Source organism: Rhodospirillaceae bacterium (assembly GCA_018662005.1).
Classification (GTDB): Bacteria; Pseudomonadota; Alphaproteobacteria; order Rhodospirillales; family JABHCV01; genus JACNJU01.
In genome coordinates this window covers 62,027-78,712 of the sequence record JABJHA010000012.1, presented here as the reverse complement: position 1 = coordinate 78,712, position 16,686 = coordinate 62,027, and the positions used below count along the sequence as shown (strand labels likewise).

18 protein-coding genes are annotated in these 16,686 nt (G+C 55.8%); 6 read left to right on the top strand and 12 right to left on the bottom strand.

Annotated features, from left to right (window positions below; all coding sequences use genetic code 11):
* The first annotated feature begins 28 nt into the window (after positions 1-28).
* On the top strand, positions 29-1,111 hold the full coding sequence (locus HOL66_06620; protein ID MBT5243899.1) for a DUF2125 domain-containing protein: 1,083 nt from the start codon (positions 29-31) through the stop codon (positions 1,109-1,111).
* Here the strand turns inward: HOL66_06620 and HOL66_06615 are convergent.
* The 3 genes from HOL66_06615 to HOL66_06605 are packed head-to-tail and all read right to left on the bottom strand — an operon-like array spanning position 1,108 to position 4,042.
* Positions 1,108-2,034, bottom strand: a complete 927-nt coding sequence (locus tag HOL66_06615) for a prephenate/arogenate dehydrogenase family protein (protein MBT5243898.1) — start codon at positions 2,032-2,034, stop codon at positions 1,108-1,110. The two genes, HOL66_06620 and HOL66_06615, sit on opposite strands and share 4 nt — an antisense overlap.
* Entirely contained in the window at positions 2,031-3,122 is a 1,092-nt protein-coding gene (locus tag HOL66_06610) for a histidinol-phosphate transaminase (protein MBT5243897.1), read from the bottom strand. The genes HOL66_06615 and HOL66_06610 overlap by 4 nt, the downstream gene beginning before the upstream one ends.
* Before the next feature lie 23 nt (positions 3,123-3,145).
* Positions 3,146-4,042 (bottom strand): chorismate mutase, encoded by an 897-nt coding sequence (locus tag HOL66_06605; GenBank protein ID MBT5243896.1) that lies wholly within the window; start codon positions 4,040-4,042, stop codon positions 3,146-3,148.
* A 141-nt stretch (positions 4,043-4,183) separates the two neighbouring features.
* Here HOL66_06605 and HOL66_06600 point away from each other — a divergent pair, with 141 nt between their 5' ends.
* Together HOL66_06600 and metW are read left to right on the top strand one after the other, a co-directional pair.
* On the top strand, positions 4,184-5,353 hold the full coding sequence (locus HOL66_06600; GenBank protein ID MBT5243895.1) for a homoserine O-acetyltransferase: 1,170 nt from the start codon (positions 4,184-4,186) through the stop codon (positions 5,351-5,353).
* Positions 5,350-5,976 (top strand): methionine biosynthesis protein MetW, encoded by a 627-nt coding sequence (gene metW / locus HOL66_06595; GenBank protein ID MBT5243894.1) that lies wholly within the window; start codon positions 5,350-5,352, stop codon positions 5,974-5,976. The genes HOL66_06600 and metW overlap by 4 nt, the downstream gene beginning before the upstream one ends.
* Before the next feature lie 56 nt (positions 5,977-6,032).
* On the opposite strand, the gene HOL66_06590 is transcribed toward metW, so the two are convergent.
* Positions 6,033-6,764, bottom strand: a complete 732-nt coding sequence (locus HOL66_06590) for a methyltransferase domain-containing protein (GenBank protein MBT5243893.1) — start codon at positions 6,762-6,764, stop codon at positions 6,033-6,035.
* Between the two features lie 67 nt (positions 6,765-6,831).
* Between HOL66_06590 and gloB the strand changes: the two genes are divergently transcribed.
* Positions 6,832-7,602 carry a hydroxyacylglutathione hydrolase gene (gloB, locus tag HOL66_06585; protein MBT5243892.1) on the top strand — a complete coding sequence of 257 codons (771 nt, stop codon included), beginning with the start codon at positions 6,832-6,834 and terminating at the stop codon, positions 7,600-7,602.
* Here the strand turns inward: gloB and HOL66_06580 are convergent.
* The 6 genes from HOL66_06580 to HOL66_06555 all read right to left on the bottom strand — a co-directional run bounded on the left by HOL66_06580 (position 7,599) and on the right by HOL66_06555 (position 12,973).
* The gene (locus HOL66_06580; GenBank protein ID MBT5243891.1) at positions 7,599-8,492 is read right to left on the bottom strand and encodes a DMT family transporter; all 894 of its coding nucleotides are present in this window, start codon (positions 8,490-8,492) and stop codon (positions 7,599-7,601) included. The genes gloB and HOL66_06580 overlap by 4 nt on opposite strands.
* Before the next feature lie 3 nt (positions 8,493-8,495).
* Positions 8,496-9,416: a hypothetical protein gene (locus HOL66_06575; GenBank protein ID MBT5243890.1), complete on the bottom strand. Its 921-nt coding sequence runs from the start codon at positions 9,414-9,416 to the stop codon at positions 8,496-8,498.
* A gap of 97 nt (positions 9,417-9,513) precedes the next feature.
* Positions 9,514-10,239, bottom strand: coding sequence for an acetoacetyl-CoA reductase (phbB, locus tag HOL66_06570; GenBank protein MBT5243889.1), 726 nt, complete (start codon positions 10,237-10,239; stop codon positions 9,514-9,516).
* A 31-nt stretch (positions 10,240-10,270) separates the two neighbouring features.
* On the bottom strand, positions 10,271-11,446 hold the full coding sequence (locus HOL66_06565; protein MBT5243888.1) for an acetyl-CoA C-acetyltransferase: 1,176 nt from the start codon (positions 11,444-11,446) through the stop codon (positions 10,271-10,273).
* 107 nt (positions 11,447-11,553) lie between these two features.
* The gene (locus tag HOL66_06560) at positions 11,554-12,654 is read right to left on the bottom strand and encodes an alpha/beta fold hydrolase (protein ID MBT5243887.1); all 1,101 of its coding nucleotides are present in this window, start codon (positions 12,652-12,654) and stop codon (positions 11,554-11,556) included.
* Complete coding sequence (locus tag HOL66_06555) at positions 12,590-12,973, bottom strand: hypothetical protein (protein MBT5243886.1); 384 nt, start codon at positions 12,971-12,973, stop codon at positions 12,590-12,592. Before HOL66_06555 ends, HOL66_06560 begins: the two co-directional genes overlap by 65 nt.
* Before the next feature lie 195 nt (positions 12,974-13,168).
* Here HOL66_06555 and phaR point away from each other — a divergent pair, with 195 nt between their 5' ends.
* Positions 13,169-13,789, top strand: a complete 621-nt coding sequence (phaR, locus tag HOL66_06550) for a polyhydroxyalkanoate synthesis repressor PhaR (protein ID MBT5243885.1) — start codon at positions 13,169-13,171, stop codon at positions 13,787-13,789.
* Between the two features lie 10 nt (positions 13,790-13,799).
* On the opposite strand, the gene HOL66_06545 is transcribed toward phaR, so the two are convergent.
* Positions 13,800-14,612 (bottom strand): formylglycine-generating enzyme family protein, encoded by an 813-nt coding sequence (locus HOL66_06545; GenBank protein ID MBT5243884.1) that lies wholly within the window; start codon positions 14,610-14,612, stop codon positions 13,800-13,802.
* A 165-nt stretch (positions 14,613-14,777) separates the two neighbouring features.
* Here HOL66_06545 and HOL66_06540 point away from each other — a divergent pair, with 165 nt between their 5' ends.
* The gene (locus tag HOL66_06540; GenBank protein MBT5243883.1) at positions 14,778-15,989 is read left to right on the top strand and encodes an NnrS family protein; all 1,212 of its coding nucleotides are present in this window, start codon (positions 14,778-14,780) and stop codon (positions 15,987-15,989) included.
* On the opposite strand, the gene HOL66_06535 is transcribed toward HOL66_06540, so the two are convergent.
* On the bottom strand, positions 15,990-16,679 hold the full coding sequence (locus tag HOL66_06535; GenBank protein ID MBT5243882.1) for a cyclic nucleotide-binding domain-containing protein: 690 nt from the start codon (positions 16,677-16,679) through the stop codon (positions 15,990-15,992). It abuts the gene before it with no gap.
* Positions 16,680-16,686: the final 7 nt, after the last annotated feature.

Sequence of the window (16,686 nt, the reverse complement as noted above, 5' to 3'; positions counted from 1 at the left end):
CTGATCTAGGACTCCTATAAATACCGTCATGGCAAATTTTGACAACCCTCCATTAAAACCGCGCCGACGCCCCTGGTGGATTGCCGCGGCCGGGCTGGCGCTGCTGGCTTTGGCTTATTCCCTGTTCTGGTTCAGCGTTGCCACGAAATCCCGCGACGCCGTCGTTCAATGGATCGATACGCAACGCGCCAACGGTTTCACCGTGCGTCATGATTCGCTCGTCACATCGGGGTTTCCTTTTTCGATCAGGCTGAGGTTCATCAATCCCGGTTTTGGCGCCCCTCATGTAAGGTCGCCGTGGGGTTGGGAAGCGGACAACCTGAACCTGATGATCAAGCCCTGGAACGTGCAGGATATCCGGGCCACCACATCGGGCTCCCAGATGCTGGCCCTTGCCCTTAAGGGGAAAACAGAAACCTTCAACGGCGAGGCTGAGAAGGCCGAGCTTGCTCTCAGGCTTTCGGGAGGAGAACCCCGGTCAGGCCACCTGCTGCTAAAAGGAATTGAACTGAAGGCCGAGACGATTGGTCAAACAGGTATAAGCGTCGCCGTCGCCGATCTGCAAATCGAACGTCTGGTCACCGGCAAGGCCGATTACCTGACGGCAAGCGCCAGCCTGTCGGCTTCCATGCAGGGGATTGAAGGGCCATGGCTAAATGCCTCACCGCTTGGCGGGCTTGTTCAAAGTCTGGCTCTTGAGGCCCGACAGATGGGCAGCTTCGATCAGGGGCCTTTGGTGGAGTCCCTTGAGAACTGGCGCGACAATGGCGGCACGATCGAAATCGGCACTTTAAATTTTCAGCACGGACCATTGAAATTCCGCGCCGATGGCACCCTCGCCCTTGATGACAAGTTGCAGCCGATTGGTGCGCTGACGGCTCGTGTTGAGGGATTTTTTGAGACCATCGACGCTCTTAAGCAGCTTGGTGTGGTCAAATCCCGTGACGCCACTACCGCCAAGATGGTTCTTGGCGTGTTATCCAGAAAATCTTCAAGCGGGGGCCCGGCGCATCTTAATCTGGCCCTCAGCGCCCAGTCAGGCCGCCTCTACGCGGGCCCCATCGCCCTGATGGAGTTGCCGAAAGTCGATTGGCGAGGATTTAAAAACTAGCGATCGCCGTTGTCTTCGGTTTTAACGTCGATGAAGTCCTGCTTGGCCTCGATAACGCCACGGCGGATTTCCCGGGTACGGGTAAAGGCTTCGTGCAGGGCATCGCCTTCACCGCGACGGATGGAACGCTGCAATGCTGTCAAATCTTCGGTAAAGCGACCCAGCACATCGAGCACAGCATCCTTGTTCTTCAGACAGACATCGCGCCACATGACAGGGTCGGAAGCCGCGATACGCGTAAAGTCGCGCAAGCCCCCGGCGGCGAATTTGGTGACTTCTTTCTTCAGGTCGTCTTGCAAGTCTGTGACCGTGCCGACAATGGTATAGGAAATTAATTGCGGCAGATGCGAGGTGATAGCCAGAACATGATCATGATGGGCCGCATCCATTTCTTCGACCATCATGCCGCAGCGGATCCACATGTCCTGGACCTTGTCTATGGCGGCGCGCTCTGTACCCTGGGCCGGGGTCAGAATGCACCAGTGATCCTCGAATAATTTGGCATAACCCGCTTCGGGGCCTGATTCAGCGGTGCCAGCAACCGGATGGGCGGGCACCAGATGGGTGCCAGCGGGTAGATGTGCCATGACGTCGCCAAACACCGATTGCTTGGTCGAGCCGACATCGCTGACGATAGATCCGGGTTTCAGTCCCGGGGCCATGGCCTTCGCGATACTTTCGTAAGCACCCAGGGGAACGCAGAGAACCACCAAATCAGCGTCGCGAACGGCCTCGGCAGGATCGCCACTGTAACTATCACCAAGATCAAGCTCTTCGGCCTTGGCCAGGGTTGCAGGGCTGCGCGTGTAAATGGCGACATGATCCGCAAGGCCGTGTTTTTTTGCTGCGCGGGCAAGCGACGATCCGATCAGGCCGATACCGAGCAGGGCGATCTTGTCAAACGGGGGAGAGGTGTTGCTCATTGTCCCATAAACTCACTCAGGGCTTCCATAAGTGATCGCATTTCATCTTCCCGGCCGATGGTGATGCGCAAGCAATCAGGTAAGCCGTAACCGGCCATGCGGCGAACAATAATGCCACGGCTATTGAGGAAGCCGTCGGCGGCCTCGGCATCCTTGTCAGCGGACTCCGGGAAACGGGCGAGCACGAAGTTGCCAACCTGCGAGGGCACTTCAATGCCCAGTTTGGTCAGCTCGTTTTTTGTCCAGTCAAACCAGGTCGCGGTATGGGCCCGCACGGTGTCGGTGAAAGCGACATCGCCAAGGGCGGCAAGGCCAGCGGCAAGGGCCGGGGTGGCGACGTTGAAGGGGCCGCGCAGACGGTTCAGAACATCGGCGACAGAGGCCGGGCAGTAGGCCCATCCCAGGCGCAAACCGCCGAGGGCGTAAATTTTTGAAAATGTCCGCGTCATCACCACGTTGTCACATTCATCGACCAACTGACTGCCCGCAGCATAATCGTTTCGGGTGACGTATTCGGCGTAAGCGGCGTCGATGACCAGCAAAACATGAGCGGGCAAACCTTCACGCAGACGTCTGATTTCACCGTCAGGCAAGTAGGTGCCGGTCGGGTTGTTGGGATTGGCCAGGTACAGAATTTTCGTTTTTGGGCCAGCCCTGTCGAGCATCGCGTCCACATCGGCGTGCAGGTTCTTCTCAGGCACGGCAACCGGTGTCGCGCCAACCCCCATGGCGGCAATGGGGTACATCAGGAAGCCATGCTCGGTGAACATCACTTCATCACCCGGCCCGGCGTAGGCGCGGGCCAGCATATCGAGCAGTTCATCGGAACCGGCGCCGCAGACAATGCGTTTAGCATCAAGCCCGTATGCCGCAGCCAGTCCCTGGCGCAGGGCGCTGGCGGCCCCGTCAGGGTAGCGGTGCAGGGTTTCTGCCTGATCGTTATAGGCCTGCATGGCTTTCGGGCTGGGACCCAATGCGCCTTCGTTGGAGGCCAGCTTGATGACCCGCGAAACGCCGGCGATTTCACTACCGCCGCCGACATAAGGCGAAATATCAAGAATTCCGGGTTTGGGTTGAGGCGCGCTCATAAAACAAAATTCCAGTTTATTTTTTAAGTTTCGAGTTCTTCAGGCGTTAGCGGCAGGCCGTAACTGCCAATCGACATGATCGAGGAGGCGACGCCTTCAAGCTGTTCTGAAAGGCGAATGATTTTTTGGTCATCATCGGTGATAAAGCCCTCAACCTCCGCCAGGTAAAGGAAGTGCTCCGGGGTGTCCGGATCGTTCCAGGAAGCCGTGAACCGGGGTTCCATACGGGCTTTCTTCAGTGATGAGTTTAGGCGTTCCAGACTGATTTGATCGGCTGTTTCGACGACCAGATAAGTGTGATCCCGGTCCGTCGGTTCGGCGGCCACCGGGCAGATCACCAGGGCCTGGTCATTGGGGCCTCTGTCATCGGGCGAGCCGATAAAGGGCAGGCGGGTGGTGATACGCGGCGTGTCGGGGCGCTTTGAGGCAAGATGCGGCCACCATGGGTTATCGTCGCCCAGTCCCGGCAAGGCCAGCACACCGACCGTCGCTTCGTGGGTGCGCACGGCGTCAAACAGCCTGCGGGCGCTCGAGAAGCCTTGCATCGGGGTAAAGGAACCAAAGTGATCGCGTGCCATGTTCCAGTGGCCACTGCGGCGGTCATGGCGGGGTTCGTCAGGAGCTGCGGCATCCGGCATGTGCACGGCGATTGAAAACGGGCCTTCAAAGGATAAGGTAGCGACAATCAGCTCGCGCCAGATACGGGCCAGCTCGCGTTTGGGAAAGGGTCCCTTATGGCGGCCAATCAGGCGATACAGGATCGAGCATTCGCGAGCCGGGCGTATTTTTACCGGTTGGCCACGCTTCGCCTCGCGGACACGCTCGACCACCGTCGTGCGCTCCATGATCAGGTCATGGATGGCATCGTCTATGGCATCGATTTTCCGACGTAAGGCGTCGAGGGGTGATTTAGCGCTCATCGCTTGGGTTCCGGCTTAAATGAATACCAGCAGAAGGGAAGTAGTGATAATCGTATGGCATGCTAAAATCAAAGAAAACATTGACAGCGATGGGTCTGATTCTTAGCTATGAGGCGCAATAAGGAAGGGCGAACCCTGGAAATGACGACAACGCTGAATGAAAATGCAGCTAACCAGGATACAGAAATACCGGGGCTACGCGTGCAATTGGCCCAGGACGAACCCGTGCGCCTGGATTGCGGGGTCAGCCTCAAAGACATTACCGTCGCTTATCAGACCTATGGTCAACTGAACGAAGACAAGTCCAACGCCGTGCTGATTTGTCACGCCCTGACCGGTGACCAATTCGTCGCCGAAACCCATCCCATGACTGGTAAACCCGGCTGGTGGAGCGAATTGGTCGGCGCAGGTAAAACCATTGATACGGACCGTTTTTTTGTCATTTGCTCCAATATCCTAAGCGGTTGCATGGGGACAACGGGGCCGAAGGATATCAACCCGGAAACCGGTAAGGCATGGGGTCTTGATTTCCCCGTTACCACCGTTGCCGATATGGTCCGTGTGCAGGCCCGTTTGATCGACCATTTGGGCATTGACCAGCTTTTTGCCGTGCTTGGTGGTTCAATGGGCGGTATGCAGGTTTTGGAATGGGCCGCGAAATATTCGGACCGTGTTTTCGCCGCCATTCCCATCGCCACGGCGGCACGTCATTCGGCCCAGAACATCGCCTTCCACGAGGTAGGCAGGCAAGCCATTATGGCCGATCCGGACTGGTGCGGCGGCGATTATCCGTCACAGGACAAGCGCCCGCACCGGGGCTTGGCAGTGGCCCGCATGGCGGCCCACATCACCTATCTGTCGCAAGCCGCCTTGCAACGCAAGTTTGGACGCCGCCTGCAAGAACGCGACGCCCTGAGTTACGGCTTTGATGCTGATTTTCAGGTCGAAAGTTATCTGCGTCACCAAGGCATCACCTTCGTTGATCGCTTTGACGCCAACTCCTATCTCTATACCACCCGGGCTATGGATTATTTCGATTTGGGTGGTGATTACGAAGGCGTGCTGGCCAATGCCTTCAGGGATACGAAAACCCGGTTCTGCGTGTTTTCGTTCACCAGTGACTGGCTGTTTCCGACCGAGGGTAACCGGGAAATCGTCCATGCCTTAAATGCCGTCGCCGCTAACGTCAGTTTTGCCGAAATTGAATCCGACAAGGGCCATGATGCTTTCCTGCTCAACGAACCGGAATTTTTCAGGGTGCTTGGTGGCTTTCTTGAGGGTGCTGCCGAACTCAGGGGTCTGCCAAAATGATGATCGAGGACCAACCCAAGTCGATCCGTATCGACTTGCAGATCATCGCCGATATGATCGAACCCGGTACACGGGTGCTTGATGTTGGTTGTGGCATGGGCACGTTGCTGGACTATCTGGTTCACTTCAAACAGGTCGACGGGCGAGGCATCGAGCTTGGTACCGAAGGCGTTAATGCTTGTGTCAGTAACGGTTTGTCTGTGATTCAGGGGGATGCCAACGTTGATCTCAAGGATTATCCGGACCAGGCTTTTGATTATGTTGTCCTCAGCCAAACCCTGCAGGCCATGGATGCGCCCCGGGAGGTGCTCGAACAATTGTTGAGGATCGGTCGCCACGCCATTATATCGTTCCCGAATTTCGCCCATTGGCGGGTCCGCACCCATCTGGTTTTTAAAGGCCGGATGCCGGTCAGCGATACCCTGCCTCATCAGTGGTATGAAACGCCGAATATTCATTTTTGCACGATCAAGGATTTTACCATCCTGTGTAAGGAAATGGGTATTGCCGTCGAGCGTTCGATCTCGCTCGATCACAATGGCTCGGCATTCCGCCGGATCGATATGGCGCCGTTCCTGTCAAATCTGCTTGGTGAACAGGCGGTCTTCCTGTTGATGTGCTAGAGCATTTCCGGGCCGATCTGCCCCATCAGAGTGATTCATATTAGCCCGGAAGTGCTCTAACTGCGTGTCGAAGCGCTGGTGTCGCGTTGTGGTATGGCCATGACGGGTCGTTTCTTGTTGGTTTCCACCTGACCTGCGTAAATCTGCTTGGTCGCTTCAAGAATGGTGACACCCGCAAAAGCCGGGTACCATCGCCTGCCAATTTCTTCTAACGCCAACCCTGAAGACAGAATCATCCGTGAGCGGGTCGGTGGCAGAAACAGCGCCCGTTCGGTTGTCAGCGGCGTGAACATGCTCTCGCGCAAAACTGTCGACAACTGGCCCGAAGAATAAGGCCTGCCGCGCCCGAAGGGGGTCCGCTCGAAGCGCGCCCAAAGGCCCCGTCGGTTGGGGACGACGACCATCAGGCGACCGCCGCTGGCCAGTACGCGCCACGCCTCGCGCATCATCGGGCGAACATTTTCAGTGCTTTCAAGGGCATGGACCAACAAGATCCGGTCCATGGAGACGTCGGCAAAAGGAAGCTCTGTTTCATCGACCAAAGTGGTCAGGCCCTTGCCTTCGGCAGGCCAGTGCAAGACCCCCTGGGTAACGGGCATGGCGGCAAGAGTTCGTGTCGCCTCCCCCAGAAAGGCGCGCAGGTACGGCGTGGTGAAGCCAAGGCCAAGAACATCCATGCCGCTGACATCCGGCCACAGGGAACGAATGCGCCGCCGGATCATTCGGCGCGCCACCCCGCCCAGCGGAGTCGCATAAAAGTCTCTCAAATCGATAGCGTCTGTCCACATGGTGCTAGTTTAGTGCATCTTTTGGCCGCAGATGATAGTCTTGTTGATACTTTTTTCAGGAGTTTCCATGCCCGCCCTCACCATTGAACAAATCCCGGTACTCGGGGATAACTTTATCTATCTGGTTCACGATTCCGAAAGCGGCGAGACCGCCGCCGTCGATCCGGCGGTTGCGGGCCCGGTAATTGATGCCCTGGCGCAGCATGGTTGGACTTTGAGCCATATTCTCAACACCCATCATCACGGTGATCATACCGGCGCAAATCTGGAGCTTAAAGAAGTTACCGGCTGCACCATCGTCGGGGCCGGTGTCGATGCGGCCAGAATTCCGGGTATCGATGTGCGGATTGGCGAGGGTGACGGCATCTCCATCGGCACTCACCAGGCCAGGGTTTTCGATGTTCCCGGCCACACCAGTGGTCATATCGCCTATTGGTTTGAGCAGGACAAGGCGCTGTTTTCAGGCGACACTCTGTTTTCCATGGGTTGCGGTCGGTTGTTTGAAGGAACCGCCGAACAAATGTGGACGTCGCTTTTAAAATTGCGGGCGTTGCCTGATGATACGCTGGTTTACTGTGCTCACGAATACACCAACGCGAACGCTGATTTCGCCCTTAGCGTTGAACCGGCCAACGCAGATTTAAAACGCCGGGCAGCCGAAGTGGTTGCGCTTCGCGAACAGGGCAAGCCAACGGTGCCCTCGAACCTTGGTGAAGAAAAGCGGGTCAATCCGTTCCTGCGCGCCGATCATGGTGATTTGCTGCATGCCGCAGGGCTGCAGGGCCAGGACGCGATCCCGGCTTTTGCTGAAATCCGCCGTCGCAAGGATAATTTCTAGGTTTTTTTCAATAGATCTTTTGACGCCAGCACAGCCCCGCCGACGATCAGAACACAGGCAATGGCGACCTGAAACGTTGCTTCACCCTGACCAAAGGCGATGAGCAACAGGGTTGATAACAGCGGTGCGGCGTAGGCCATCGCTCCCAGGGCCTGAATATGGCCGTGTTTAACGCCAATGTCCCAAGTGAAAAACGCCACCCCGACGGGGCCAATACCAAGTCCCGCGACTGCCAGCCATTGTTCGCCTTGCGGCCAAATCGTTGTTTCAAACGCCAGGTGGGCAAGCAGGGCGAGAAAGGCTGTCACGCCACAAAAGCCACCAATAGCATCGCTTGGAATATGGGACAGGCGGCGGCTTAAAATCGAATATCCGGTCCAGGTCAGGGCGCAAAGGACGGCCATCAGGTAACCCAGCCAGTATTCGGATTTAAAACCACCAAAGCTGCCGGTCTCGCCGTTGCCGGTGACCAGAACCACGGTTCCCGCCAAACCGGCGAAGCCACCGGCAAGGTGCCACCAGCGCAGTTTTTCGCCGGGCAACAGGGCCGAACAGACGACGATTAATAAGGGCCACATATAAGCGATCAAACCGGCCTCGATGGGCGGTGCATTTCTTAGGGCTAAAAAATAAAAAAAGTGATAACCGAACAGGCCGCCAACACCTAAGGCCCAGACTGGCAGGGGCAATTTCAGGTGTCGAAGGATGCTCTCTGCTGCCAGCATCCATTTGCAAAGACTTAAACCGAAGGCGATGGCAAAGGCCATGGCGACAAGTTGAAAGGGCGGCACCACACCGGTCAGGGTCGTTAGCAGCGCCAACGTCGCCCACATCAGCACCGCACTGGCCCCGATCAGGGTCGCCCGGCCGCTCATTTCAGGGCGGGTCATTGTTTAATATGATGGCACGGGATGGGGTGTGTATTTTTGACCGGGGCAAACTTCCCTGAACCGGCTTGTGAATTCTGACAGTAAGGCCCGTGCCGGTTTGCGGTCATCGTACCAGCCGGGGAACCGCTTTTTTATCAAACGTACGGTTTTGACGTAACGGCGCACCGCTGGCTCATTGAGGTTGGGGTAAACGCCGCGGACAGATTCCAGAAACCACTTGGCGAACAGGTTGGGTTCATATTCGATAAGGCCGCTATTAGCCCCGGTGTGGTTGGCTTGTTGAACGACACCAAGGACCTCAGAGCTGTCCTTGCCGCACCAGTCGTACATTGCCCAGACACGGTGATCGGCTTGCTGACGGCCATGGCCGACAAGTTCATGGACCAGCGTCGCGGCGAGGGAATAGACGGTGTTTTCAAAAACCGGGTCTTCATTGATGTTGGTCGCTGAAATGTTGACCACGTAATCGGTGCTCCAATTGGCGAAGGATGCCGGACCGATTTTTCCGGTGTAATAAATGACCCGCCGACCCTTCGGATTAATGTCCTTCATCAGGCTGTAGATGCCGGGGGCCCGGGCCTCGATTAGGTCAATGGCTTCCTTGATCTTGACGAAAAAGACGGCATTACTGGCAATCCCGTTGCCGTTGATGCCGGTGCCGATCAGGGTGATGCCTTTATACAGTCTTTTGGGGAGCGTTTTTCCGTAGAATCCCGGTTTGGGATAGCGCTTGGAAACTTTCTTCACCTTCTTGGCTTTGTTATTGGACAGATTGGCGAAGGACAAAGCGACTTTTTTTTCACCGTTTGTTTTTGATGCGGCGTCAGCCGACGCCGGAATAACCGCCGTCAGGCCCACAAGCAAGCTTAGGGCAAGGCTGGATGTGACTTTGGGGCGACACCACCGGCACAGGAACTCAAACATTGGAAAACTCGCAAAATCATCGACTAAATGACATATAATACGATAGCCGGTGATTTTGTACGATTTTGTCTTAAAAAATCGTTTAACAGGCCCAGGTTCAGGCCATGTATTGACCACCGTTTGCCGACAGGGTCGAACCGGTGATGAATCCTGCGTCGTCGGCGGCTAAAAATAGCACACACCGGGCGATTTCTTCGGGTTCACCCAGACGACCAACCGGAATCTGCGGGATGATTTTGCTGTCGAGAACATCTTGTGGCACGGCCCGCACCATTTCGGTGCCGATGTAGCCCGGTGCAATGGCGTTAACAGTAATGCCCTTGAAGGCATTTTCCTGGGCGACGGCCTTGGTAAAGCCGATATCACCTGCCTTGGCAGCGGAATAATTGGCCTGGCCCATCTGGCCCTTCTGACCGTTGATCGAGCTGATGTTGATGATGCGCCCGAACTTGCGCTCCCGCATACCTTCAATGACATTGCGGGTGGTGTTGAACAGGCCGTTCAGGTTGGTGTTGATAACCGCACTCCATTGCTCCAGCGACATCTTGTGAAGCATCCCGTCGCGGGTGATGCCGGCGTTGTTGACCAGAATGTCGACAGGGCCCAACTCGTTTTCAATGGCGCTAATGGCCGCAGCACACGCTTCGAAATCGCCGACGTCGAACTTGAAGACGGGAATCCCGGTTTCATCCTTGAAAGCGCCTGCTGCTTCATCGTTACCGGCGTAACTGGCGGCGACGCTGTAACCTGCTTGCTTGAGAGCAACCGATACGGCTTGGCCAATGCCGCGCGTTCCCCCGGTGACCAGTGCAGTACGAGTCATGATGTATCTCCCCCCTAGGATTTTATCTGTTTTAAGGACGCTCAACGCACATGGCGATGCCCATGCCGCCGCCAATGCAAAGTGTGGCGAGACCTTTCTTGGAATCGCGCTTTTGCATTTCGTGCAGCAGGGTAACCAACACCCGTGCGCCTGAAGCGCCAATCGGATGACCCAGTGCGATGGCCCCACCGTTGACGTTGACATTGTCCGTATCCCAGCCCAGGTCCTTGTTGACGGCGCAGGCTTGGGCGGCAAAGGCTTCGTTTGCTTCAATCAGGTCCAGGTCGTCAACACTCCACCCGGCTTTTTCAAGCGCCTGACGGCTGGCCGGGATTGGTCCGGTGCCCATGATCGACGGGTCAACACCAGCGGTCGCCCACGAAACAATACGGGCGAGCGGTTCAACGCCACGCTTTTCGGCTTCCTCAGCGCTCATCAGGACGACGACGGCGGCGCCGTCATTGATGCCCGATGCATTGCCTGCGGTAACCGTGCCTTCTTTTGAGAAGGCCGGGCGTAAGCCGCCAAGACCTTCGGCAGTGACTCCGGCTTTCGGGTATTCATCCGTGTCGACTACAGTCTCACCCTTGCGGGTCTTGATGGTGACGGGAACAATTTCGTCCTTGAAGCGCCCTGCGTTCATGGCTGCTTCGGCCTTGTTCTGAGAGGCTGCGGCAAAGGCGTCCTGTTCATCGCGGGTCAACTGGAACTGTTCGGCGACGTTTTCGGCCGTTGTGCCCATGTGATAACCGTTGAAGGCATCCCACAAACCGTCCTTGATCATCGTGTCGATCAGTTCGGCGTTACCCATTTTGGTGCCATTGCGCAGGTGCATGACATGGGGTGACTGGCTCATGCTTTCCTGACCACCGGCGACGACAATGTCAGAATCTCCGGTTTTGATCGCCTGGCTTCCCAGGGCTACCGTACGCAGGCCGGAACCACAAAGCTGGTTGATGCCATAAGCTGTGCTTTCAACAGGAATGCCGGCGCTGATAGCGGCCTGACGGGCCGGGTTCTGACCGGTTCCTGCCGACAAAATCTGACCAAGGATAACTTCCGAGACGTCTTTCGGATCGACTTTAGCCCGGCTGAGCGCCTCGCTAATGGCGATGGCGCCAAGTTCGTGGGCGGGAAGGGCACTTAAAGATCCGTTGAATGAACCGACGGGTGTACGCACGGCACCGGCAATGACGACTTCGGTCATGGAAATATCCTCCGTTTGATTTCAAGTCTTTTTGTTAGACGTATCTTTATTGGTTATAGAAGCCACACAATTAGGTGGCAAGGCCAAAATGCTGCACTGCACCATGTTCAGGCGAGGGTTTTATCGAGCCATTTTGCAAGGGGTGCGTACAAAGAGCCCCGGGCCCGGGAGCCAGCGACCATGCCGATATGCCCGGCCTTGATTTTCAGGCACTGGCAATGGGGTAATTTATCGGCCAGGGGTAAGGCCGTCCGGGGCGGCACGATACGATCATCCAGGGGAACGATAACCAGTGACGGGATTTTTATCTGCTCAGGCCGTATGGTTTTTCCGGAAATTTTCCAGACGCCGCAGCCCGGATCATTTTTAACATACCAGCCGTTCAGGCATTCCATTGCCGTTGGTCCGGCCAGCGGGACACCATCGTTGAGCCAGTCTTCAAGGGCGACGAAAAGCCTGGCCCGGGCGGTGCCCTTGCTGAGGGCCGCAAACGCCCTGAACTTGACGGCGTTTTGTTGTGGGTCAAGGCTGGCAAACATCGCTTGCAGGACATCGACAGGTAGGGTTTGTGTCGTCTTCAGCATGTTTTCAATGGCCGGTATCATCGCCCCAAGCATCCGTGTTTTGCCAGCCTCCATGGCGTGGAAGTCCCACGGCGTCGCCATCAAAACAAGGGCTGATATTTGCTCAGGCCGGATTGCGGCCAAGCCCAGGGCCAGCAAACCGCCCATACAGTATCCGGCCACGGCGACGGGCTGATCATTTAAATCATGGGCTGCCTGAAGGGCGCGGGCGAGCCTTCCGTCGATATAGTCATTTAAGGAAAATTCCGCTTCCATGGTTCCCGGCGCCCCCCAATCGACAAGCAAAGGACGAAAGCCCCGGCGGGTCAGGTCACGTAGCAGGCTGTGACGTTCATCAAGATCAAGGATGTAACCGCGGTTGACCAACGATGGTACAAACAATATCGGCTGACCCTCTGAAGACGGGTCGTAATCAAGCAGCCGGGTTGAACCTTCCGACCAGATAACCGGGGGTTCGCTTAAAGGACTTGAGCGTTTGAAGTTGCGGTAGTCGCTGACACCGTCCGCAAATTGGGCAAGGCGAAGACGGGTTTGTTGTTCAACGGCGTCACGGAAATCGTCAGGATTTACCCCCTGAAGATCGTCCTTTAGCGCGCTTGCCTGTGCCGCCAGGGGCGGACTCAAGTTCAGCGATCCGTCGTTCAAGTTCTTCAATGCGGCCAGCGAGCTTATCCAGGTCATTGTCTGAATGCTTAAGTGCAGGGCTAGCGGACGCGGACCCTGATGGTTCTTTTTTTCCTCCGCCATGGTTGGTTTCTCCTGCCTGGGAAGCGGTTTGCTGAGCCATATTGGCGAAGGCTGTGGCCGAACCATTCATTAATTCCATGGCTTTGGCCAACGTTTCGGCGATCCCGTCATCGGCGGCAAGATCGCCAAGATGCTGCTGCCAAAGATCAAGATAACGGCGCGCCAATTCATCAATATCAGGTGTTTGCGCCATCATTCAGGATCCCGTTAAATACCCGTCACTATAGCGCGGCTGCCAAGCCAGAGAAAGCCCGCTTGCCAATTTGGCCAAGTGCAGCATTTTTTTCATTGCATTGCAGCATTTTCACGCTAAAGGTTCTATGATACATAGGTGTATCCACTCCCGCGATTGCGAACATTGGGTTAAACTGTAGGAAAAAGAAGTCCGGTCATGGCCAAAAAATCAACTGATGAAGAAAAGCCGATCACCATCAAGAAGTACGCCAACCGGCGGCTTTATAATACGGCCACCAGTAGCTACGTGACCCTCGACCACCTGTCGCAGATGGTCAAGGACGGAACCGACTTCGCCGTCTTCGACGCCAAGTCAGGTGATGACATCACTCGCCAGGTGCTGACCCATATAATCGTCGAGGAAGAATCGAAGGGCGGGCAGAATTTACTTCCCATAAACTTCCTGCGTCATTTGATCAGTTTCTATGGTGACAGCCTACAGTCACTGGTGCCGCAATATCTTGATCATTCAATGGGGTCATTTGCCCGTAATCAGGAACAGATGCGCCACTACATGAGTGACGCTCTTGATGGACTGATGCCGTTTCAGCAATTTGAAGAAATGGGCAAACAGAATATGGCCCTGTTTGAGGGGGCGATGAAAATGTTCACGCCGTTCCTGGGCGCAACCGGGGACGATGCCGGCAAGGCCGCCCCGAAAGCCGCAACTGAAATGCAGGCCGATCCGGAACAGAATATGGAACAACTGCTGGCTCAGCTTGAGGCCATGCAGAAGCAGCTCAATAATTTAAAGGGTGCTGACAAGACCAAGAAATAACACCTGGACTTTAAGGCAGTTCGCGCACAACCCGCATACCGATGCCATAGCTTTTGACCCGGGCATCATTCTTGAAGCGCCAGGCCGAGCGAATATTCTTTGAAAAGTAATACCACGAACCCGATCGCATGACCCGGTATTGGCACTGGCCGTCAAAGCGGGCCGATCCGTCAGTGGGGGCGCCTTTCTGATCAGGGTTCCAGCAATCTTCCATCCATTCCCACTCATTACCGTGAACGTCGTACAGGCCAAACGGATTGGCCGCGAACGAGCCTACGGGGGCCGAACCCTTCTTGCTCCACTTGCTTTTGCAATCACGACAGTTGGCCAGGTTTTCACCAACCTCGTCCCCCCACCAGAATTCCGTGGTGGTGCCGGCGCGGGCCGCATATTCCCATTCGGCTTCCGAAGGCAGTCTGTATGTTTGGCCTGTTTTCTTGCTCAGCCATTCGACAAAGGGCTGGGTTTCAAACCAGGTAATATTCATTATCGGGCGACGTCCACGGCCCCATTTGTGATCATCGGGGATACGCGGGCAACCACCCTCGTCAAAACAGCTTTGCCATTCATCAAAGGTGACTTCGTAAACTCCCATGGCGAAGGGTTTGGCAATGGTCACCTTGCGGGACGGGCGCTCGAACTTGTGGCGTCCGTCGCTGCCCATGGTGAAAGAACCTGCGGGTATGACCACCATTTCAGGACAGATATCACAATCGCGAAACACATGACCGGGTTCTTTTTGCGTTTCGGCTGCCTGACCGGGGGTGGCGGTTAGTAGCAAAATGACGCCAAACAAGGCGGCTATGAAAAGACGCGTATGCATAAGGTTATCTCAATAATAGTTTTTCGTTGCCGTGACGTGACCACAGGACACCCTGTCTCGTCAAGCGACGGGCTTTTGATCATCATCAAGGTGGCCTTGATGGTGATTGAATATGGTGCCATTCAATGATTTAAAAGGGGCCAAAAAAAGGCGCAAATAAAATAGATGAACACCCCAATTCCCATAAATGAGCACGACCAACCCGAAGGTGCCGACACCAGCGCTGTTTTAAGCGCCGGCTTCAGGCCGTTCTTTATCTTTGCCGGCCTGTCAGGCGTGGTTCCGGTTCTGGCCTGGGTGCTGGCTTATACGGGTTACGGCGCGACACCCGGTGAATTCGCCCCGTCTTATTGGCATGGCCACGAAATGATCTTCGGCTTGGTTATCGCCGCCGCCGCCGGATTTTTGCTGACGGCGGTGCCCAACTGGACCCGCACCGGACCGTTCAGGGGTTGGCAGTTGGGCTTGCTGGTGTTGATCTGGCTCGCCGGCCGTCTTGCCATGTGGCTTGGCGGACCGGCAGGGCCGGTTTTTGTCGCCGTTGTTGATCTGGCAATGATTCCTGTGTTGGCGCTTTATATTGGCAAAAGGCTGCTCGCCCATAAAATGAGGCGCAACTACATTGTTCTGGTCATCCTTTTCGTGCTGTTCGGGGCCAACGTCATGATGCATTTGGAGGCGATGCAGGTTTTATCGGACTCAGCCGGTTTTGGACTTAACCTGGGCATTTACGTGGTTGTCCTGCTGGTCACCCTGATTAGTGGCCGGGTGATTCCCGGTTTTACTGCAAATGCCCTGCGCCGCCAGCAAATAGATGTTGATACGCAAACCCCGGGCCATGTTACCGGGGTTGTCATCGTCAGTCTGATCCTGGCCGCAGCATTCGATCTTTTTGACCTTCCGGGTGCGGGCGTTGTGGCGGCGGTGGCAGCCCTTGCCTTGCTTATGCGAATGGTGCGCTGGAAGACGATGTTGATTCTGGATGACCCGCTTGTCTGGGTTCTGCACGTCGGGCATTTGTGGCTGGCCGTTGGCTTGGGCTTAATGGCGGCAGCTCACTTTAGCGATGGGTTGGAACGCGACGCCGGGCTGCACGCGCTAACGGCGGGCGCTATGGGAACCATGGTTCTGGGAATGATGACCCGGGTTTCCCTTGGCCATTCAGGGCGAGAGCTAAAGGTTGGGGCGCCGATTGTGGCTGCTTACATTATGGTTATTGTTGGCGCTTTGCTGCGGGTTCTTGTCGCCATCGTCCCCGAACAGTTGCCCGGTGACAGTTTAAGTTACCTGATCAGCGTTGCAGGATTGTTGTGGGCCGGGGGATATACGGTTTTTGTCATTGTCTACTGGCCAATTCTGACCAGGACACGAATTTAGTTACTCGCCGCTAATACAGAATTCCCTGAGTTTGACGATATCGCTCAGTTCAATTTTGTGGCCGTTGGTGGTGACCCCGTATAAACGCAGTTTGGCCAACGCCCGCGACAGGCTTTCGGGTTTCATGCCCAGGCGCGCCGCGACCAGTGATTTATCGTACGGAAGATCAATGGTGACAGAACCTTCTTTTTCACTGCACAGACCGAGCAGGAATTCACCCAGCCGTTGGGGTGTCGAGCGCGCTTGAATTTGCTCGATATGCAAAACCAGGCTACGCAGACGCTGGGACAGGGTGCCGAGCATGCGGATGCCGACCTCGCCATCTTCGCGGATCAGGTTCAAAAAAGCGTCCGATGGAATTTCCAAAAGGCGGGCTTGGCTGACCACTTCGGCACTGGCAGGATAATCCCTGCCCAGAAAAATAGCGGCTTCGGCAACTGTTTCGCCGGGTTTGAGAATGCCGATAACGGTTTGTTCGCCATCGGCTGTGTCGCGGAAAATTTTTACCCAGCCATCAAGCAGCAGATAGATATGATCAGCCGGGTCGCCGCGCAGGAAAAGCAGCTTGTTTTGCGGGTAATCAACGACATGGGATTGTTCCAACAATTGATCCAGAACCCCGTCGGGAAGGTTCATCAATAGCGGTGCGCGCTTGATGGTCCGCAATTCACTTGCTGAAAGAGTGGCCATAATTTTT